This window comes from Burkholderia sp. BE17 (assembly GCF_009362305.1).
GTDB lineage: Bacteria > Pseudomonadota > Gammaproteobacteria > Burkholderiales > Burkholderiaceae > Burkholderia > Burkholderia pyrrocinia_C.
The window spans coordinates 1-18,206 of record NZ_WHNU01000038.1 but is presented as its reverse complement, the minus strand read 5'-3'; the positions used below and the strand labels follow the sequence as shown (position 1 = coordinate 18,206).

The window sequence follows — 18,206 nt, the reverse complement described above, 5'->3', positions numbered from 1 at the left end:
ATTACGATTCAGGGTCCGACATGATTTCCATCAGCAACGTTTCGAAGTGGTACGGCCAGTTTCAGGTTCTCACCGACTGCACGACCGAGGTCAGGAAGGGCGAAGTGGTCGTCGTGTGCGGCCCGTCGGGCTCCGGCAAGTCGACGCTGATCAAGACGGTGAACGGCCTCGAGCCGTTCCAGCAGGGCGAGATCCTCGTGAACGGCCAGTCGGTCGGCGACAGGAAGACGAACCTGTCGAAGCTGCGCTCGAAGGTCGGGATGGTGTTCCAGCATTTCGAGCTGTTCCCGCACCTGTCGATCACCGAGAACCTGACGCTCGCGCAGATCAAGGTGCTCGGCCGCGGCAAGGACGAAGCGGCCGAGAAGGGCATGAAGCTGCTCGATCGCGTCGGCCTGAAGGCGCATGCGCACAAGTTTCCGGGCCAGCTGTCGGGCGGCCAGCAGCAGCGTGTCGCGATCGCGCGCGCGCTGTCGATGGACCCGATCGCGATGCTGTTCGACGAACCGACGTCCGCGCTCGATCCGGAGATGATCAACGAAGTGCTCGACGTGATGGTCGAACTCGCGCAGGAAGGGATGACGATGATGGTCGTCACGCACGAGATGGGCTTCGCGAAGAAGGTCGCGCATCGCGTGATCTTCATGGACAAGGGCGCGATCGTCGAGGATGACCGCAAGGACGATTTCTTCTCGAATCCGAAGTCGGAACGCGCGAAGGACTTCCTCGCGAAGATCCTGCACTGAGCGATGCCGCGGCGCGTCGTGCCGCACGACGCGCCGCACCCGGCCCTTCCGATCGCCCGTTCCACGCCGGCCTTTCTGATGAAACGACTTCCTTCCCTCAACGCGCTGCAGATCTTCGACATCGTCGCGCACCACGGCAGCTTCACGCGCGCCGCCGAGCACCTGTGCCTGACGCAGGGTGCGGTAAGCCGGCAAATCCTCGCGCTGGAGGCGTTCTACCAGTTCCCGCTGTTCAAGCGCACGCCGAAAGGCCTGACGCTGACGGCGGAAGGCGAACTACTGCTGCCGACCGTCCGCGAAAGCTTCGCGCGCATCGAAGAGGTATCGATGCGCCTGTCGCGCCGGCGCACCGAACTCGCGCTGAAGGTGCCGACCTGCATGATGCAGTGGATGCTGCCGCGGATCATGCGATTCCAGTCCGAACACCCGGAACTCCAGGTGCAGATCACGACGACCTGGGGCCACCATGTCGATTTCCGCATGGAACCGTTCGACGCCGCGGTGATCTACGCCTCGGGCGCCGGCCCCGACATGCATGCGATCCCGCTGTTCGAAGAGCGGCTCACGCCCGTGTGTGCGCCGGGCTTGCTGGACCGGCAGCCGCTCGCCACCCTCGACGACCTGGCCGGCCATACGCTGCTGCATCCGACTCGCGACCACCGGGACTGGAAACGCTGGCTCGCACATGCCGGCGCACCGCACATCGACTCGACTCGCGGGCTGAGCTTCGAGACGCTCGACCTCGCGACGCATGCGGCGATCGACGGCTACGGCATCGCGATCGGCGACCGGTCGCTCGTCGACGAAAGCCTGGCGGCACACCGGCTCGTGATGCCGTTCGACGTGTCGCTGCCGACGGGTATGGGCTACTACTTCGTGTATCCGGACGGTGTCGAACAGCAGCAGAAGATCCGGCTGTTCGGCGGCTGGATCGCGGACGAACGCGAGCGCGCGACGAGCGTCGCGCCGGCCTGAGCCGGCGGCGCCGACACGATCGAAACGCGCGGCAGGCTGGATCCGGATCGCCGCGCGTTCTTGCGCCGCCGCCACTCTCCTTTCGCGGGGCTTTCTTGCCCCGAACAAATACGCCCTTTTATTTATCATAAAAAAAACGCGTATCGCTTTCCAGATTTTCTACTAACCTTATTCCCGGTAATACGCCAATTCGCGTTTACCGAATCGCTTCAATTCCCCGCTTTATTCAATCGAACAAGGAGTCTGGAAATGCAAACCGCTGCAATTTCATGGGGAACCACGCCGTCGATTCGTGTCTACACGGCCAACGGCAACAAGATCACCGAACGCTGCTACGACGGGCAGAAATGGTACACGGGCGCGTTCGCCCAGGCCGGCGACAACGTGTCCGCCACGTGCTGGCTGGTCGGAAGCGCCATTCACATCCGCGTGTACGCGACGAGTGGCGGCACGACGACCGAGTATTGCTGGGATGGCGACGGCTGGACCCGGGGCGGATACACGGGGTCCTGATCAATCGTGCCTGGGGCGCGAAGGGTTTCGCGCCACGATCGGCGCAATGCGAGTTGATTTTTTGCGTTGCGCCGCTTTTTTAATTCGCTCCACATTGTTTTCATCAACTCATCGCCACATAGAACCGGGATTAAAAACAATGGCGATTTCCCGGAACTTATTACCCACCCAAAAACGACCACCTATTAATTATTAAAAAGACGACTAAATCGCACGAAAAAAAATGGCGACCCGTTCGCCGTGCGGTTGCCGCTTTCTTTTCATTTCCAGCCTGCAATTGCCGGGGGTAACACGAACAGCGCGATGCCATCCGGTCAGCCGATCTCCCGCAACGTCCCCAGCAGCACCTTCCTGCAGCTCGCGACCATCTGCGCTTCCGGATCGCGATAGCCGGTGAGGAGCCATGCGGCGCCGACGTTCGTCATCGCGCCGACGAGCGCGAGCCCGATCAGCCGCTGCTCGGTGCGCTCCGCGGGCGTCGCGGCCTCGCGCGGCGCGCCGATCGCCATGATGAGCTTGCCGAAGTCGATCAGCATGCGCTGGTACGTCATGTCGGTATCCGCGCTCACGCCCATCACCTCGAGCAGCAGCACGCGCGCCGCGCATGGGTCGCGCAGGAATGCGAAGAACGCGGCGAGCCCCGCGTCGACGCTCTCGCGCAGATCGCCGCCGCGCGCGGCGACCGCCTGCGCGACCGCGTCATGCAGCTGCTCCGCGTGATGCAGGTAGGTGCAGCGCAGCAAATCCTCGGTGCTGTCGAACGCCGCATAGAAATAGCGATCGTTCAGCTTCGCTTCCTGGCAGATCGACCGCACGGTCGCCTTGCGGAACCCGACCGTGCCGAACACGCGCGTCGCCGCGCGGATCAGCGCGTCGCGCCGCTCGGCGGCACGCACCTCGGGCGCCACGCCGCCATACGACCGGCCCCGTTTTTCCGTTTCGAGTGCTTTCTCCATTCCGCTATTTGACATCAGGACACCCGAAAACTAAAGTGGTGACGACCAACACCACAATAGACGTGCCGCCGGCGCAGCACAAGCGGAACGGGAGGAGCAACGGATGAACGGGTTTTCCGGCAAGGTCGCCGCGATCACGGGCGCCGGTTCGGGCATGGGCCGCAGCCTCGCGGTCGAGCTCGCGCGGCGCGGCTGCGAGGTCGCGCTCGCCGACGTCAGCGAAACCGGGCTCGCCGGCACGGCAGCCGCGTGCGCGCAGCACGGCGTGCGCGTGAGCACGCGGCGGCTCGACGTCGCCGACCGCGACGCAGTGTTCGCATGGGCCGATTTCGTTCGCGCCGAACACGGCAAGGTCAACCTGATCTTCAACAACGCGGGCGTATCGCTCGCCGCCAGCGCCGAAACCGCGCGCATCGCCGATCTCGAATGGATCGTCGGCATCAACTTCTGGGGCGTCGTGCACGGCACGCAGGCGTTCCTGCCGCACCTGCGCGCGTCGGGCGACGGGCACGTCGTCAACACGTCGAGCCTGTTCGGGCTCGTCGCGATGCCGACGCAAAGCGCGTACAACGCCACCAAGTTCGCGGTGCGCGGCTTCACCGAGGCGCTCAGGATGGAACTCGAACTCGACGGCGCGCCGGTGAGCGCGACCTGCGTGCATCCGGGCGGCGTCGCGACGAACATCGTCGATGCGGGCCGCGTCGATACCAGCATCCACGCGCTCACGGGCCAGGACGAAGCGACCCATCGCCGGCAGGCGAACCGCCTGATCAACGCGACGACGGCCGACGATGCCGCGCGGCAGATCCTCGCGGGCGTCGAGCGCAATGCGCGCCGCGTGCTCGTCGGCGCCGACGCGCGCCGCCTCGACCGGATCGCGCGCCTGCTCGGCGCCGGTTACCAGTGGCTGATGCTGCGCCACGTGCGCCGCGCCCGTGCACGCAATCTCCGCCCGAAGGAAGCCCCCGTGGGAGAACGCGCGCACGCCCCCGCCGCACGCTCGACCACGCCGACCAAGGACCTCGCATGACCTCGACGACGACCGACCGGCGCGACGCGCCGCCCGCCCCCGGCGCCCGCCATGACCGTGGCGACGGCAACGACCTCGACGTGCTGATCGTCGGCGCCGGCCTGTCCGGCATCGGCGCCGCGTATCACCTGAAGCAGCGCTGCCCGCATGCGAGCGTCGCGATCGTCGAGGCGCGCGACGCGATCGGCGGCACCTGGGACCTGTTCCGCTATCCGGGCGTCCGTTCGGATTCCGACATGTTCACGCTCGGCTACAGCTTCCGCCCGTGGCACAGCGACAACGCGATCTCGGACGGCCAGACGATCCTCGACTACATCCGCGACACCGCGCGCACGTACGGGATCGACAAGACGATCCGCTACGGCCAGAAGGTCGTCGCGGCCGACTGGGACTCGAACCGCGCGCGCTGGACGGTACGCATCGAGCGCACGCGCGACGGCGCGGCCGACACGCTCGTCTATACCTGCCGCTTCCTGTTCATGTGCAGCGGCTATTACGACTACGACGCCGGCTACCTGCCCGACTGGCCCGGCATGGACACGTTCGAGGGCAAGCTCGTGCATCCGCAGCACTGGCCGAAGGATCTGTCCTACGCGAACCGGCGCGTCGTCGTGATCGGCAGCGGCGCGACGGCCGTCACGCTCGTGCCGTCGATGGCGGCCGACGCGCGGCACGTGACGATGCTGCAGCGCTCGCCGACCTACATCGTGTCGCTGCCCGCGCGCGACAAGATCGCGAACGCGCTGCGCCGCGTGCTGCCGTCGCGGCTCGCGCACCGGCTCGTGCGCGTAAAGAACGTACTGCTGACGATGTACCTGTACAACGTGTCGCGCCGCAAGCCCGACCAGACGAAGAAATTCATCATCCGCGCGGCCAGCAAGCAGCTCGGCCCCGGCTTCGACGTCGCGAAGCACCTGACGCCGCGCTACATGCCGTGGGACCAGCGCGTGTGCCTCGTGCCGAACGGCGACCTGTTCAAGTCGATCCGCGCGGGCCGCGCGTCGATCGTCACCGACGAGATCGAGCGCTTCACGCCGACCGGCCTCCAGCTGAAGAGCGGCCAGCAGCTCGACGCGGACGTGATCGTCACCGCGACCGGGCTGAAGGTGAAGCTGCTCGGCGGCGCGCGCGTCACGGTCGACGGCCGCGCGGTCGATCTGCCGGAGACCGTGTCGTACAAGGGCATGATGTACAGCGACGTGCCGAACCTCGCGTCGTCGTTCGGCTACACGAATGCGTCGTGGACGCTGAAGGCCGAGCTGATCGCGCGCTACGTGTGCCGGCTGCTCAACCACATGCGCGCGAACGGCTATGACACCTGCGTGCCGCGGCTCGGCGCCGGCGATCTCGGCGACGTGCCGGCCGTCAACCTGAGCTCGGGCTACATCCAGCGCGCGGCCGGCATCCTGCCGAAGCAGGGCCATCGCAAGCCTTGGAAATTCCATCAGAACTACGTGCTCGATCTCGCATCGCTGAAGTTCAGCGCCCTCGCCGATTCTGCGATGCATTTCGAACGCCGCGCGAAAACCGGCCCGGCCGCAACAGCGCCGGTTGCCGAACCTGCACTCGAAACCCGCTGAGGCCGACATGACCCCTACGCTCCATCTGATCCAGAACGTGCTGCTCGGCGGCGTCGCGGTGCTCGCCGCGCTCGCGCTGTTTTCCGGCTACGTCGCCAGCCGCGTGACGCGCGCGTTTCCGCCCGAAGGCCGCTTCGTCGACATCGGCGGCGACCGCATCCACTACGTCGAATACGGCAACGGCCCGCCGATCGTGTTCGTCCACGGGCTCGCGGGGCAACTGCGCAACTTCGCATACCTGCCGCTCGCGCGGCTTGCGCAGCAGCATCGCGTGATCCTGATCGACCGGCCCGGCGCCGGCCGCTCGACCCGCGGCGCGGGCTCGCAGGCGAACGTGTTCGCGCAGGCGCGCACGGTCGCCGCGTTCATCGACGCGCTGCGGCTCGACAAGCCCGTGCTGGTCGGCCATTCGCTCGGCGGCGCGATCGCGCTCGCGGTCGGCCTCAACCATCCGGACCGCGTGAGCCGGCTCGCGCTGATCGCGCCGCTGTCGCACGAGCAATCCGAGCCGCCGGCGCCGTTCCGGCCGCTGATGCTGCCGTCGCCGCTGGTGCGCCGCTTCGTGTCGTGGACCTTCGCAATCCCGCTGACGATCCTGACCGGCCGCAACGCCGTGCGCCAGGTGTTCGCGCCGGAAGACGTGCCGCGCGACTTCCCCACCAAGGGCGGCGGGCTGCTCGGGATGCGGCCGCATGTGTTCTACGCGACCGCGACCGACCTGCTGTCGGCGCCCGTCGACCTGCCCGCGATGGTGCGCCGCTATGCGGAGCTCACGCTGCCGGTCGACGTGCTGTACGGCCACGCCGATCCGATCCTGAACTGGCGCGAGCACGGCGACGCGCTCGCGAAGAAATCGGCGCGCGTGCGGCTGAAGGTCGTCGAGGGCGGGCACATGCTGCCGGTCACGCTTCCGGATGCGACGGCCGACTGGTTGCTCGAAGTCGCCGCCGCGCCGGCCGACGCCGCCGCCGCACGAGCTGCCCGTATCGAGTCCTGAGCGCGAGCGACGCGGGGCCTGGTTCAGTGCCGTGCAGCCGGCGCTGCGGCGGAATCACGCTTCGTCGTCGGGCACCGACAGCCCGAGATCCGCGATCACCTCGCGCGCGCTGCGGAATGCCTCGACCGCGGCCGGCGCGCCCGCGTACAGCGCGCTGTGCAGCAACACCTCGCGGATCTCGACGAGGCTCGCGCCGTTGTTGAGCGCGCCGCGAATGTGACCCTTCAGCTCCGTGCCGCGGCCGAGCGCCGCCAGCATCGCGCACGTGCACAGGCTGCGCGTCTTCAGGTCGATCCCGCTCCGCTGCCACGTGCTGCCCCACGCGTGTTCGTTCAGCCAGTTCTGCAACGGACGTGAAAATCCGTCGAGGTCACGCATCGCGCGCTCGACGAACGCCTCGCCCATCACCTCGATCCGCCGCGCCTTGCCGTATTCCCTGTCCTGTTCGCTCATGTCGGTGTCCTGTGTGAAGTCGTGGTCGTGGTCGTGGCCTCGTCGGCGTCGGCATTGCCGGCAGGCGGGAGATTTCGCGCCATGTTCATGGGGCCGACGCGTTTCGTCAAAGATGCAGCCCTCGGTTCCTGGCCGTTCGCGTAACGGGCGGCCGAACGCTACGTAACATCCGGCCGCGCGTTACGGCGCCTTCCCGGAACATCGCAACCGCCACGCCCGTGCGCCGCGCGAGCCCGTCGCGCGAAACCGTCACTACTTCGTTTAAATCGCGTTGATATTCCCGATTTCCGCAACAAAACGCGACACCGTTTCGAAAAAGATGTTGTGGCGCGGAATTTGCAGTGGAGGCTCGGACACACTTCCAATGTCGAGGCCAATACATGCACCATATTTTCAAGAAGACGACGGTAACGATGGCCGTCTCGTCGCTGCTCGCGCTGTACGGTTGCGGCTCGGTCGACGGACCGACGACCCCGCCGACGATCAAGACGAGCACGTCGGGGACGGGCGGCACTTCGGGGACGTCCGGTACGTCGGGCGGCGGTTCGTCGGGGACGTCGGGCGGTGGTAGTTCGGGTAGTTCCGGGACTTCGGGGACTTCGGGTACTTCCGGTACTTCGGGTACTTCGGGTACTTCCGGTACTTCCGGTACTTCCGGTACTTCCGGTACTTCCGGTACTTCCGGTACTTCCGGTACTTCCGGTACGTCGGGGACGTCCGGTACCTCGGGCACGTCCGGTACCTCGGGTACCTCCGGCACGTCAGGCACGTCCGGTACCTCGGGGACTTCCGGTACCTCGGGGACTTCCGGTACCTCGGGGACTTCCGGTACCTCGGGGACTTCCGGTACCTCGGGCACCTCCGGTACGTCGGGTACTTCCGGTACCTCTGGCACCTCTGGCACGTCAGGCACCTCCGGCACCAGCGTCACCCCGCTCGGCAATGTCCTCCAGCAATCCGGCAACCTCGTGACGGCACTCGGCACGACGGTCGCGAACGGCGGCGCGCAGATCGGCGGCGTGCAGATCCCCGGCACGAACCCGACGACGGCCACCAGCGTCGGCAACGCGGTCACGAGCCTCGGCAACGGCGTGCAGTCGCTCGGCAACGGCGTCGCGGCCGGCCTCGGCTCGATCGGCGTGTCGGCGAACCCGCTCGGACCGACGCTGACGTCGACCACCGGCCTGCTGACTGGCGCCGGCGGCGCGGTCAACAACCTCGGCAACGCAGTGACTAGCCTCGGCACCGGTCCGCTGTCGCCGCTCGCGCCGGCGACGACCCTGGTCGGCAATCTCGTCAACACGGTCGGCAATGCGGTCAACTCGACCGCATCGGCGCTGAATACCGCACTGAACAGCGCGCCGGTCCAGCAACTCGAGACGCAGCTCGGCAGCGTGATCAACCCGATCACGAACACGCTGACCGGCGGCGTCACGACGCCTGGCGCCACGCAGACGCTCGGCGGCGCAACCATGCTCGGCGCTCCGCTCAGCCGACTGCTGAGCACGCTCGGCAGCGGCCTCGGCCTCGCCGGTTCGCAGGTCGGCAGCGCCACCGGCAACCCGGTCGGCACGAGCGCCGGCAACGGCGTGTCCCAGCTCGGCAACACGGTGGCGTCGGCCGGCGGCCTGCTGTCCGGCGGCAGTTCCAGCAGCGGCACCAACCCGCTCGCCCCGATTACCGGTCTGCTCGGTACGCTGACGGGCGGGCTCGGCGGCGGCAGCAGCTCGAGCGGTACGGGTGGTAGCGGCGGCACCAGCGGCACGAGCGGCGGCCCGCTCGCGCCGGTCACCGGCCTGCTCGGCTCGCTGACCGGCGCACTCGGCGGCGTCGGTTCGAGCGGCACCAGCGGAACCGGCGGCACGAGCGGCACCGCTGGCTCGGGCGTCGGCGGCCTGCTGGCGCCGGTCACCAATCTCGTCAACGCGCTGACGCCGCTCGGCGCAAGCCTCACCGGCACGGTCGCGACGCCGGGAGGCAACGTGACGGGCACCGTCGGCGGCCTGCTGACGAGCGGCCCGGTCGGCACGCTGACGGGGGCGCTGACGACGCCGGCCGGCTCGGCGGGCGCCATCGGCACGGCCAGCCCCGGCGGCGCAACCGGCACGGCGGCGACGCCAGCCGGCAGCGGCACCGTGGCGGCCCTGACCGGCAGCTCGAACGGCGGCGCCGCGGGCGGTGCAGCCAACCTGCTGTCGCCGGTGACGAACCTGCTCGGCGGTCTGCTGGGCGGCGGCACCAAGAAGTAACGCCTTACCTACCAGAACCACAGGCCAATGGCCGGGCATGCATCGACACAAAGCCCGGCCGACGGCCGGCGTCACCCGCCAAGCGGGGGCGCCGGCCGTCATCCCGACGAGGATCCGATCATGAATTCCACGCTCGACGGCATCGCCGCGGTCCAGGACCGCCCGCCCCGTTCCGCCACGCCCTTCCGCGCCGGCCTGCTCGGCATCGCGGCCGGGCTCCTCGCGCTGTGGTTCACGCGCGACCAGCCGGCCCTCGACGCCGCGACGCGCGCGATCATCGCGAGCCTCGCGATCATCGGCACGATCGCGCTGCACGAAATCCTCATCTCGCGCGTCTACCTGCGCCCGAGCGCGGGGCTGTCGCGCCAGGCCGTGCGGCCGCTCGGCCTCGCGCGCGTCGCGACGCGGCTCGGCGCGCTCACGTCGATCTACGCGGGCATCGGAATGCTGTACTGGCTGCTGCCCGAATATCACGGCGATTTCTACCGGCCGTTCTGGTCGCTGCTGCGCGCGCTCGCTCCGTACGTGATCGTCGCCGCGCCGTTCTATTTCATGTGGATGGACCGCCATCAGCGCGAAACCGACGACGCGTACCTGCTGTGGGGCCGCTTCCTGTTCCGCCGCGAGCGGCCCGCAAGCTGGCAGCCGGTGCGCGAGATGCTCGCCGGCTGGGGCGTGAAGACGTTCTTCCTGCCGCTGATGACCGTCTACCTGTCGAAGGATGCCGATCATCTGACCGCGTCGCTCGCGCACGCGATGAATGCGCCGATGTCGCTCGCGACGTTCTCGTTCCTGTATGACCTGTCGTTCACGATGGACCTGATGTTCGGCACCGTCGGCTACCTGTGCACGTTCCGCATCCTCGACAGCCACGTGCGCACGGTCGAGCCGACGGCGCTCGGCTGGGGCGCCGCGCTGATCTGCTATCAGCCGTTCTGGTCGCTGATCTCGGGCCACTACATCCGTTACGAGGGCTCGCTGTTCTGGGACAACTGGCTGCTGTCCGCGCCGACGCTGCGCGTGATCTGGGGCGCCGCGATCATCCTGCTGCTGATGACCTACGCGCTGTCGACGATCTCGTTCGGGCTGCGCTTCTCGAACCTCACCAACCGCGGGATCATCACGTCGGGCCCGTACCGCTTCACGAAGCATCCGGCGTACATCACGAAGAACCTGTCGTACTGGATGGTGTCGGTGCCGTTCGTCGAGCCGCTCGGCTGGCAGATCGGGCTCATGCACTGCGCCGCGCTCGTCGCGGTCAACCTGATCTATTACCTGCGCGCGAAGACGGAAGAACGCCACCTGATGCGCGATCCCGACTATCGTGCGTACGCCGAATGGATCGCGCAGCACGGGTTGTTTGCGCGGATCAAGCAGGCGTTCGGGGTGCAGCAGCCGGCGTGACGCGTCGACCGGCGGCCGGGGCGGCGGTGCGTTGCCGCTGCGGTCATCGAATGGACGTCGGCGTTTCACCGGTTCCGGATATACAAAGACGTCGCCACGCACTTCCCCCAATCGCCATGCGATCGGTGTTCGTACGCATCGTTCGGCGCGAAGGCGCGCATCCATTGCGGCCAATTGTCGCGAAACGCCGCGATTGCCCGCTTTTCGTCGTTTTTCTCCGCCAGTTCGATTGCCCGCCCCCGGCACCTCGCGTATGGTGCTGGCCGTCCGCGCTCGAACCGTCGCGCGGACACCCGACCGTCGTCCCGCACGACGGCCGTGCGGGCCGTGCCCGCCGCTCACCGTCTCCGCGATGCCGCCCGCCGGCACCGCGCATTGATGAGGAAAGAGGCGTGATCCACAAAGTCCTGATCCTGTTCGCACTCTGCATCGCGGGCCTCGCCGCGATCGCCGCCGGTTTCCAGCACATCCCCAGCTGATTCGCGGCCCCGGCTCGCTTCGCCGAGCCCGGGGGCCGCACCCATTCCATTTCCATTTTGCAATGAACCACTTTCTCGAACCGCCCGGGACGGGCGACCTTTGCCATGCGCATCGACGTACAGCATTCCCAGCACGACATCGACGATGAACTCGACACGCTCCACGCACGCCTCCACCAGCCGGGCCATCGCCTGCACGGCCTGCCGGCCGTCGCGCTCGGCCGCTCGGGCCTGATCGTCCGCCACCGCGAAGCGGACGGCGAATACTTCCTGTATGTCGAAGATCCGGCCGCGCGCCAGCTCGCCGGCTATACGGTGTTCAACCGACTTCCCGAAATCCCGCGCCGCGCCGACCGCTACCTGCGCGCACCGCATACGCGGCTGCGCGGCTCGGCGCAACGCCAGGGCCTTGCGACGACGCTGTATCGCTGGGGGCTCGACGCGGGCCTGTGCCTGATCAGCGGCGCGCGCCAGTCGGTCGGCGCCGCGCAGCTGTGGACGGCGCTCGCGCACGACTACCGGCACGGCTTCGTCGATGTCGAGGGCCGCGCGCTGCGTTATCTCGGCGAAACCGTTCCGGACGACGTGCACGGCGCGCTGCATACGCGGCGGTTGTTGCTCGGCAACGGGTGGACGATGACGGAATTCGCGCGGGTGGCCGGGATGAGCGATGCCGAACCGGGTCGCTGAGATTCCGCGACAATGCTCAACGCATCGACGCGGACCGCGTAGCGTCGGCGACGCGCGCCGCGCACCACGAGCCACGCCGCCCGAACGCCGATGCGATAATCCGTCCGGTCCGCGCGACGCGGCAGCGCATCACGCCAACCGAAACGCTCATCGATGACCACCGATCCCCAAACCGACGCCGACCGCCGCATCGACATCGTCGCCCTGTGCGGCAGCCTCCGGTCGCAGTCGTACAACACCGCGCTGCTCGATGCAGCCGCGCTCGTCGCGCCGCGCAGCATGCGCATCGCGCGCTTCGATCGCCTCGGCGAATTCCCGCTGTTCAACCCCGATACCGAATACCCGTTGCCTGCCGCCGTGCGCGACCTGATCGATCGCCTGAACGCGGCCGACGGTGTGCTGATCGCAAGCCCGGAATATGCGCACGGCGTGACCGGCGTGATGAAGAACGCGCTGGACTGGGTCGTCGGATGCGAAGCGGTCGTCTACAAGCCGGTCGCGGTGCTGAATGCGTCGCCGCGCGCGACGCACGCGGACGCGGCGCTGCGGGAAACGCTGTCGGTGATGTCCGCACGCATCGTCGAGCGCGCGTCGATCACGCTGCCGATCCTCGGAAGCCAGCTCGATGCGGCAGGCATCGCCGCACATCCGCCATTCGTGTCGGCGCTTGTCGATGCGTTGCACGCGCTCGGCGCGGCAATCGACGAAGCGCCACCGGGCCGGTAGCCTCCCCGCAACCTGTATTCGTTCGTGAATGCGTGCGGCGTTACCGCGCCTTGGCGCGCGTCACCTTTTTCGCCGGTTTCGACGTCTTCGCACGCGGCGCTTCCTTCTCGGGCTGCGCGCCGCCGCCGGCGAGATCCTCGAGCCACGCGAGCGCGTCGACGTACGACAGGAACTGCTGCAGGTATTCCGGCGACAGCTCGCGCATCGTCGACAGCGACCGGTGCACGAGGCTGTTCGAATTGAGCGGCCCCGCATTGCGCGGCACCTGGTCGAGCGACTGCCGGTACTGCTGTTCCGTGCGGACCTTCGACCACATCGTGCGGAAATAGTCGACCAGCTCGGGATCGAGCCCGCGCCGGTCGGCCTGCGCATCGCGCGCGAGCCGTTCGACGAGCCCCGCAATCGCACCGCGTACGGGCGCACCTGCCGCGGTTCCTGCCGTGTCGCACGCGGCGTTCGCTTCATCGGCCCGCGCGACGACCTCCGAGTAGCCTTCGATCAACGCTGCCAGCCGCGCGTCGAGCAATTCGCGCGCGCTGCCATCGAGCACGGCCGCGCGCCGTTCGAGCGCGTCGATCCGGTGAAAGCGCACGGGATCGAGCCGGTCCACGCCCTGCTCGCGCCATGCGTCGAGCGTCGCGCGGGCGGGCGTCGCGTGTTCCGTCACTTCGCCTTCCCTCCGTTCGATGCGCTCTTGCGCGGCACCGGCGCGATCTCCACGCGGCGATTCTTCGCGCGGCCTTCATCGTCCGCATTCGAGCTGACCGGTTGTTCGGAGCCGAACGCGGCCGCGAACACCGACGCCGCCGGCACGCCGGCGTCGATCATCGCACGCGTGACCGTCAATGCGCGCTTGGCCGACAGTTCCCAGTTGTCCGCGAACTGGCGGTTGCCGGCATGCACCTGCTGGTCGTCGGCAAAGCCGCTGATCATCAGGATCTCGTCGCGCGTCTTCAGGTAGGTGGCCAGCGGCGCGGCCAGCGTCTTCAGCAGGTCGCGGCCCGCGGGCTGCAACTGGTCGGAGTTCAGCGCGAACAGCACGTTGCCGCTGATGCCGATGCGCCCGTTTACGAGCGTCACGCGGCCGGCCGCGAGCGGCCCGGCGAGCGCCTGTTCGAGCGACTTGCGCTGCTGCGCTTCGAGCTGGCGCGCACGCACGGCTTCCTCGAGCTTCGACGTGAGCTGCAGCTGCATGCCGATCACGCCGACGAGGACCAGCACGAACGCGCCGAGCAGCACCGACATCAGGTCGGCGAACGCGGGCCACACCGGCGCGGATGGCGCGCCGCCGTCGATTTCGTCGTGCATGCGTTACGCTCCGACGGGCGCCCGCCGGCCGGCGAGCTGCTGCAGGTCTTCGACGATCTGCTTCTGCGACATCATGCTCAGGTCGATCACCTCGCGCGCCTGCGCGACGTAGTACTCGAGCTGCTCGTCGCTGCGCGCGAGCGATTTCTCGAGCGCGGCCTCGATGCGCTGCAGGTGGGTCAGCAGCTTGTCGTTCGATTCGCCGAACACCTGCACGGCCATCCCGAACGCATCGCCGAGGCTCGCGACCTCGACCGCGCCCGCGGTGACCTGCGCGGCCACCGAATCGAGCTTGCGCGTTTCGGCATCGACGGTGTCGTTGAAGCGCGCGCCGACGCGGTCGAGCAGGTCGGCCGACGTGCTGACGAGCGCGTCGATCGCGGTGCGCTGTTCGGTCGACGCGTGGTTGACCGCGCCGAGCAGCGTTTCGAGCGTCGCGAGCAGGCGGCTGCGTTCCTCGAGCGTCGCGGTATCGCGCACCATGCTGTCGGACAGACGCTGGCGCAACTCGGCGACGACGTCGGCCGCGGCCTTCGGTGCTTCCGACGCGGCCTGCACGAGACGCGCGATCTCGTTGATCGTGTCGCTCGCATGCACCTGCGCCTGCGCGGTGATGTCGTTCGCGGTGCGGGCCAGCGTGTCGCAGATGTCCTGCTGGCGCGTCGCGGCCTGCGCGCTCGTCTGCGCCCATTCGTCGCGCAGCGCGGCCGCCATCGCGGCGAGCGAATCGTTCCACGCCTTGAGGCGTTCTTCGTCGCGTGCGGCGAGTTGCGTTTGCAGGCCGGCGTGCGAATCGCGGATCGTCGTCAGCAGATCGTTCGAGCGTTGTTCGAACGTGGCGGCCTGCGTGGCGAGGTCGCGCGTCGTTTGTGCGAGTGCGTCGCAGATTTCCTGCTGACGGCCCGCGCTGTGCACGCCTGCACGCTGCCATTCGTCGCCGAGCTTCGTCGCCATCGCGGCCAGCGAGTCGTTCCACGCGGACAGGCGCTCTTCGTCACGTGCGGCGAGTTGCGTTTGCAGGCCCGTATGCGAATCGCGGATCGTCGACAGCAGATCGCTCGAGCGTTGTTCGAACGTGGCGGCCTGCGTGCTGAGGTCGCGCGTCGTTTGTGCGAGCGCGTCGCAGATTTCCTGCTGACGGCCCGCGCTGTGTACGCCTGCGCGCTGCCATTCGTCGCCGAGCTTCGTCGCCATCGCGGTCAGCGAATCGTTCCACGCGGACAGACGTTCTTCGTCGCGTGCGGCGAGTTGCGTCTGCAGGCCCGTGTGCGAATCGCGGATCGTCGACAGCAGATCGTTCGAGCGTTGTTCGAATGTGGCGGCCTGCGTGGTGAGGTCGCGCGTCGTTTGTGCGAGTGCGTCGCAGATTTCCTGCTGACGGCCCGCGCTGTGCACGCCTGCACGCTGCCATTCGTCGCCGAGCTTCGCGGCCATCGCGGCCAGCGAATCGTTCCACGCGGACAGGCGCTCTTCGTCACGTGCGGCGAGTTGCGTTTGCAGGCCCGTATGCGAATCGCGGATCGTCGACAGCAGATCGTTCGAGCGTTGTTCGAACGTGGCGGCCTGCGTGCTGAGGTCGCGCGTCGTTTGTGCAAGCGCGTCGCAGATTTCCTGCTGACGGCCCGCGCTGTGCACGCCTGCGCGCTGCCATTCGTCGCCGAGCTTCGTCGCCATCGCGGCCAGCGAGTCTTTCCACGCGGCGAGGCGCTCTTCGTCGCGCGCGGCCAGTTCGGTCTGCAGCCCCGCATGCGACTCGCGCATCGCAGCAAGCGTCGCGCCCGAATGCCGCTCGAACGTCGCGGCGGCTTCGCCCAGCGCGCGTGCATGCTGGCCGGCCAGCGTCTCGCCCACCTGCTCCTGGCGCGACAGCGCTTCGCGCCACGCGTCCGACAGGCGGCCTTCGGTCGATTCGAGGCGCGTCGCGACGCCGTCTAGCAGGTCCGTCGAACGCTGCGCGAACGTGTCGGTGAACTGGCCGAGCGTCGTCTGCAGTTGCTGCGCGACGGCGTCGCCCGCGCGGCGCTGCTCGTCGAGCGCGCGGTTCCAGACGGCCGTCACATTGCCGGTGGTCTTCTCGAAGCCGTCCGTCAGCCCGTCGAGCTGGCGCTGCACGGCGCCCGTCACGGTGTCGCGCAGCGCGGCCATCTCCTGCGCGAGGCCCGTCATCGTCGCCGCGACGACCGGCTGCAGCGCGGCGCCGGCCACGCGCGCGCTCTCGGCGGCGCTTTCCTTCAGCGCGTCGCCGACGTTGGACGCGAGGCCCGCATACGCGCGCTCGGTCCGGTCGAAAAACGCCTGCTGGCTTTCGAGCTGGCGATCGTGCAGCGCGACGCTGCGCGCCTCGAGCGTCGTCATCATCGTCTGGAGCCGGTCGACCAGCGCCGGCATCACGTCGGCCTGGCGCTGCAGCAGCCGGAACGATTCGTCGCGCTGGTGCGCGGACGAATGCACGCGCAGCGTCGTCGCGATCTTTGCGTCGAGCTGCTGCGCCACGTCGATCCGCTCGCGGCGCACGAGCGCGGACAGCAGCCCGAGCATCGCGGACGTCGCGACACCGGCGATCGACGTGCCGAACGCGAAGCCGAGGCCCTTCACCGGCGCGATCAGCGATGCGCGGATCGCGTCCAGATCGGTCGCGCTTTCGAGCGCGGCGCCCGTGCCCTTCAGCGTCACGACCATCCCGAGCAGCGTGCCGAGCATGCCCAGCAGCACCAGCAGGCCGACGAGATAAGGCGTGAGCGCCGGGCCCGGCAGCGCGACGCGCGCGCCTTCGACTCGCGCACGCACCGCCCCGCGCAGGCCCGGGTGCAGCGTGTCGAGCCACGCGTCGAGCTTCGCGGGCGGTTCGGCCAGGCCCGCGACCGCGCGCGACAGCGTGGTAGTCGCCTGCCGGTAGCGCAGCAGTTCCCATGCGCCGGCGACGTAGCACGCGCCGATCAGCAGCGTGACGGCCGTCGCGAGCGGATTCGACGCGACATAGCCGACGCCGATCCAGCCCACTGCGAGCAAACCGGCGACGAAGACAACGAGATCAATGCGAATTCTGGACATAGAGCGTGTTGATTAGCAGGTGCGAAGGGCCGCGAGCAGCCCTTCCACCGTTTGAAACCGGACTTCGAGTTCGGCAAGCAGGATGCTCTGCATTTCGTCTCGAAACGTGTCGAGCCATGCGCCGGGCACGATCGCCGCGACGGGCGCGGCGTCGGCAACGGTGCCGTTATCGGCTGCGTCGGCTGCGTCGGCTGCGTCGGCTGCGGTGGCAGCGGCAGCGGCAGCGGCAGCGGCAGCGGCAGCGGCAGCGGCAGCGGCAGCGGCAGCGGATTCGGCATCGGCCAGCGCCTGCCGTTCCGCTTCGCGCAACCGCCCGAAGCGCGTGCCGAGCAACGCGGGCACGGCCGACAGCAGGCTGCGCTCGCGCGCGCCGAGCACGCGCTCCATGATCGCGTCGAGCGTCGCGAGCCGCGCCATCCCGGACGAGCGCGCGGCGAGCGCGACCCGCAGGCGGCCGCGCAACTGGCCGATCGCCGTTTCCATCTCCTGCTGCAGCGACAGATAACGCTGGCGGAAGTCCGCGAAATCGGCCGTGTCGGCGGCCGGCGGCGGCATGTCGCCGGGCCGGCGCCGCGTACGCGGCCGGTTGGTGGCCGTGATCGCCTGCGCGAGCTCGTGGCGCACGCGCGCGCAGTCGCGCTCCGCGTCGTAGCCGCGCACGCCGGCAGCGACGCCGGGCGGGCTCGTGCTCAACGCGGACGACAGCGTGATCGCGTCGGTCCAGCCGAGCCACTGGCTCAGCCGGTCGGACAGCGTCTGCCGGGATTCCGCGACGTCGGCATCGGCCAGGCGCGCGAGCAGCCGGACGAGGGCCGGACCGCTCAATGCCGGGCGCGGGGAAGCTTGCACCATGCTGCAAACCGTCAAAAAAGGCAGCAGTTTACACGTCGTCGGGGAGGCGACCGCCAGAATCGGGGAAGCGGCGCCGTCCGGCGCACCGGGCGACACACGCGAACGCCCGTCGCGCAAGGCTCCGCGGGCGGTGGCGGGTAGCCGGGACCACCGTCGGCGGCGGCTCGGCTCGGCTCGCAGTCGGGGCGGGTCGGGAC

General features: G+C 68.6%; 19 protein-coding genes. 12 read left to right on the top strand and 7 right to left on the bottom strand.

Annotated features, from left to right (window positions below; all coding sequences use genetic code 11):
- The first annotated feature begins 20 nt into the window (after nt 1–20).
- The 3 genes from GD429_RS28620 (at nt 21) to GD429_RS28610 (ending at nt 2,234) form a co-directional block, all read left to right on the top strand.
- Entirely contained in the window at nt 21–746 is a 726-nt protein-coding gene (locus tag GD429_RS28620) for an amino acid ABC transporter ATP-binding protein (RefSeq protein ID WP_152862024.1), read from the top strand.
- A 78-nt stretch (nt 747–824) separates the two neighbouring features.
- Entirely contained in the window at nt 825–1,721 is an 897-nt protein-coding gene (locus tag GD429_RS28615) for a LysR substrate-binding domain-containing protein (protein ID WP_152862022.1), read from the top strand.
- 249 nt (nt 1,722–1,970) lie between these two features.
- Nucleotides 1,971–2,234: a fucose-binding lectin protein gene (locus GD429_RS28610; protein ID WP_152862020.1), complete on the top strand. Its 264-nt coding sequence runs from the start codon at nt 1,971–1,973 to the stop codon at nt 2,232–2,234.
- 314 nt (nt 2,235–2,548) lie between these two features.
- Here GD429_RS28610 and GD429_RS28605 read toward each other — a convergent pair whose 3' ends face one another.
- Complete coding sequence (locus GD429_RS28605) at nt 2,549–3,205, bottom strand: TetR/AcrR family transcriptional regulator (RefSeq protein ID WP_152862018.1); 657 nt, start codon at nt 3,203–3,205, stop codon at nt 2,549–2,551.
- Nucleotides 3,206–3,293: 88 nt separating this feature from the next.
- Here GD429_RS28605 and GD429_RS28600 point away from each other — a divergent pair, with 88 nt between their 5' ends.
- From GD429_RS28600 to GD429_RS28590, 3 genes are read left to right on the top strand one after another with little or no spacing between them, the layout of a single operon-like run.
- Complete coding sequence (locus tag GD429_RS28600; protein ID WP_152862016.1) at nt 3,294–4,220, top strand: SDR family NAD(P)-dependent oxidoreductase; 927 nt, start codon at nt 3,294–3,296, stop codon at nt 4,218–4,220.
- The gene (locus GD429_RS28595; protein WP_152862014.1) at nt 4,217–5,800 is read left to right on the top strand and encodes a flavin-containing monooxygenase; all 1,584 of its coding nucleotides are present in this window, start codon (nt 4,217–4,219) and stop codon (nt 5,798–5,800) included. The genes GD429_RS28600 and GD429_RS28595 overlap by 4 nt, the downstream gene beginning before the upstream one ends.
- Nucleotides 5,801–5,807: 7 nt before the next feature.
- Nucleotides 5,808–6,797 carry an alpha/beta fold hydrolase gene (locus GD429_RS28590; RefSeq protein WP_152862012.1) on the top strand — a complete coding sequence of 330 codons (990 nt, stop codon included), beginning with the start codon at nt 5,808–5,810 and terminating at the stop codon, nt 6,795–6,797.
- A gap of 54 nt (nt 6,798–6,851) precedes the next feature.
- On the opposite strand, the gene GD429_RS28585 is transcribed toward GD429_RS28590, so the two are convergent.
- Together GD429_RS28585 and GD429_RS42140 are read right to left on the bottom strand one after the other, a co-directional pair.
- Complete coding sequence (locus tag GD429_RS28585) at nt 6,852–7,250, bottom strand: carboxymuconolactone decarboxylase family protein (protein WP_152862010.1); 399 nt, start codon at nt 7,248–7,250, stop codon at nt 6,852–6,854.
- Nucleotides 7,251–7,356: 106 nt separating this feature from the next.
- Nucleotides 7,357–8,181, bottom strand: coding sequence for a hypothetical protein (locus GD429_RS42140; protein ID WP_415748959.1), 825 nt, complete (start codon nt 8,179–8,181; stop codon nt 7,357–7,359).
- Nucleotides 8,182–8,218: 37 nt separating this feature from the next.
- Between GD429_RS42140 and GD429_RS28580 the strand changes: the two genes are divergently transcribed.
- The 5 genes from GD429_RS28580 (at nt 8,219) to GD429_RS28560 (ending at nt 12,798) form a co-directional block, all read left to right on the top strand.
- Complete coding sequence (locus tag GD429_RS28580; protein ID WP_321574942.1) at nt 8,219–9,499, top strand: collagen-like triple helix repeat-containing protein; 1,281 nt, start codon at nt 8,219–8,221, stop codon at nt 9,497–9,499.
- Between the two features lie 120 nt (nt 9,500–9,619).
- Nucleotides 9,620–10,903 carry an isoprenylcysteine carboxylmethyltransferase family protein gene (locus GD429_RS28575; protein WP_152862006.1) on the top strand — a complete coding sequence of 428 codons (1,284 nt, stop codon included), beginning with the start codon at nt 9,620–9,622 and terminating at the stop codon, nt 10,901–10,903.
- A 116-nt stretch (nt 10,904–11,019) separates the two neighbouring features.
- A complete protein-coding gene (locus GD429_RS28570) occupies nt 11,020–11,382 on the top strand; it encodes a hypothetical protein (RefSeq protein WP_152862003.1) in 363 nt (120 codons plus the stop codon).
- Nucleotides 11,383–11,487: 105 nt separating this feature from the next.
- On the top strand, nt 11,488–12,072 hold the full coding sequence (locus tag GD429_RS28565; protein ID WP_152862001.1) for a histone acetyltransferase: 585 nt from the start codon (nt 11,488–11,490) through the stop codon (nt 12,070–12,072).
- A 153-nt stretch (nt 12,073–12,225) separates the two neighbouring features.
- Nucleotides 12,226–12,798: an NADPH-dependent FMN reductase gene (locus tag GD429_RS28560; protein WP_152861999.1), complete on the top strand. Its 573-nt coding sequence runs from the start codon at nt 12,226–12,228 to the stop codon at nt 12,796–12,798.
- Between the two features lie 40 nt (nt 12,799–12,838).
- Here the strand turns inward: GD429_RS28560 and GD429_RS28555 are convergent, their stop codons facing one another.
- The 4 genes from GD429_RS28555 to GD429_RS28540 are packed head-to-tail and all read right to left on the bottom strand — an operon-like array spanning nt 12,839 to nt 18,009.
- A complete protein-coding gene (locus GD429_RS28555) occupies nt 12,839–13,465 on the bottom strand; it encodes a DUF2894 domain-containing protein (RefSeq protein WP_321574940.1) in 627 nt (208 codons plus the stop codon).
- Complete coding sequence (locus tag GD429_RS28550; protein WP_152861997.1) at nt 13,462–14,106, bottom strand: OmpA family protein; 645 nt, start codon at nt 14,104–14,106, stop codon at nt 13,462–13,464. The genes GD429_RS28555 and GD429_RS28550 overlap by 4 nt, the downstream gene beginning before the upstream one ends.
- Before the next feature lie 3 nt (nt 14,107–14,109).
- Nucleotides 14,110–17,157, bottom strand: coding sequence for a DUF802 domain-containing protein (locus GD429_RS28545; protein WP_152861995.1), 3,048 nt, complete (start codon nt 17,155–17,157; stop codon nt 14,110–14,112).
- A gap of 12 nt (nt 17,158–17,169) precedes the next feature.
- Complete coding sequence (locus GD429_RS28540; protein WP_152861993.1) at nt 17,170–18,009, bottom strand: DUF3348 domain-containing protein; 840 nt, start codon at nt 18,007–18,009, stop codon at nt 17,170–17,172.
- Between GD429_RS28540 and GD429_RS41315 the strand changes: the two genes are divergently transcribed.
- The coding region (locus tag GD429_RS41315; protein WP_227791777.1) for a hypothetical protein at nt 18,008–18,206 on the top strand (199 nt) is incomplete at its 3' end. The genes GD429_RS28540 and GD429_RS41315 overlap by 2 nt on opposite strands.

What these genes read in the sequence shown, in the direction of transcription:
- GD429_RS28570 (WP_152862003.1), top strand. Translation starts at nt 11,020, where the DNA reads ATGCGATCGGTGTTCGTACGCATCGTTCGGCGCGAAGGCGCGCATCCA.
- GD429_RS28550 (WP_152861997.1), bottom strand. Translation starts at nt 14,106, where the DNA reads ATGCACGACGAAATCGACGGCGGCGCGCCATCCGCGCCGGTGTGGCCC.
- GD429_RS28560 (WP_152861999.1), top strand. Translation starts at nt 12,226, where the DNA reads ATGACCACCGATCCCCAAACCGACGCCGACCGCCGCATCGACATCGTC.
- GD429_RS28575 (WP_152862006.1), top strand. Translation starts at nt 9,620, where the DNA reads ATGAATTCCACGCTCGACGGCATCGCCGCGGTCCAGGACCGCCCGCCC.
- GD429_RS28590 (WP_152862012.1), top strand. Translation starts at nt 5,808, where the DNA reads ATGACCCCTACGCTCCATCTGATCCAGAACGTGCTGCTCGGCGGCGTC.
- GD429_RS28540 (WP_152861993.1), bottom strand. Translation starts at nt 18,009, where the DNA reads ATGGTGCAAGCTTCCCCGCGCCCGGCATTGAGCGGTCCGGCCCTCGTC.
- GD429_RS28620 (WP_152862024.1), top strand. Translation starts at nt 21, where the DNA reads ATGATTTCCATCAGCAACGTTTCGAAGTGGTACGGCCAGTTTCAGGTT.
- GD429_RS28615 (WP_152862022.1), top strand. Translation starts at nt 825, where the DNA reads ATGAAACGACTTCCTTCCCTCAACGCGCTGCAGATCTTCGACATCGTC.
- GD429_RS28595 (WP_152862014.1), top strand. Translation starts at nt 4,217, where the DNA reads ATGACCTCGACGACGACCGACCGGCGCGACGCGCCGCCCGCCCCCGGC.
- GD429_RS28585 (WP_152862010.1), bottom strand. Translation starts at nt 7,250, where the DNA reads ATGAGCGAACAGGACAGGGAATACGGCAAGGCGCGGCGGATCGAGGTG.
- GD429_RS28600 (WP_152862016.1), top strand. Translation starts at nt 3,294, where the DNA reads ATGAACGGGTTTTCCGGCAAGGTCGCCGCGATCACGGGCGCCGGTTCG.
- GD429_RS28605 (WP_152862018.1), bottom strand. Translation starts at nt 3,205, where the DNA reads ATGTCAAATAGCGGAATGGAGAAAGCACTCGAAACGGAAAAACGGGGC.
- GD429_RS28610 (WP_152862020.1), top strand. Translation starts at nt 1,971, where the DNA reads ATGCAAACCGCTGCAATTTCATGGGGAACCACGCCGTCGATTCGTGTC.
- GD429_RS28565 (WP_152862001.1), top strand. Translation starts at nt 11,488, where the DNA reads ATGCGCATCGACGTACAGCATTCCCAGCACGACATCGACGATGAACTC.
- GD429_RS28545 (WP_152861995.1), bottom strand. Translation starts at nt 17,157, where the DNA reads ATGTCCAGAATTCGCATTGATCTCGTTGTCTTCGTCGCCGGTTTGCTC.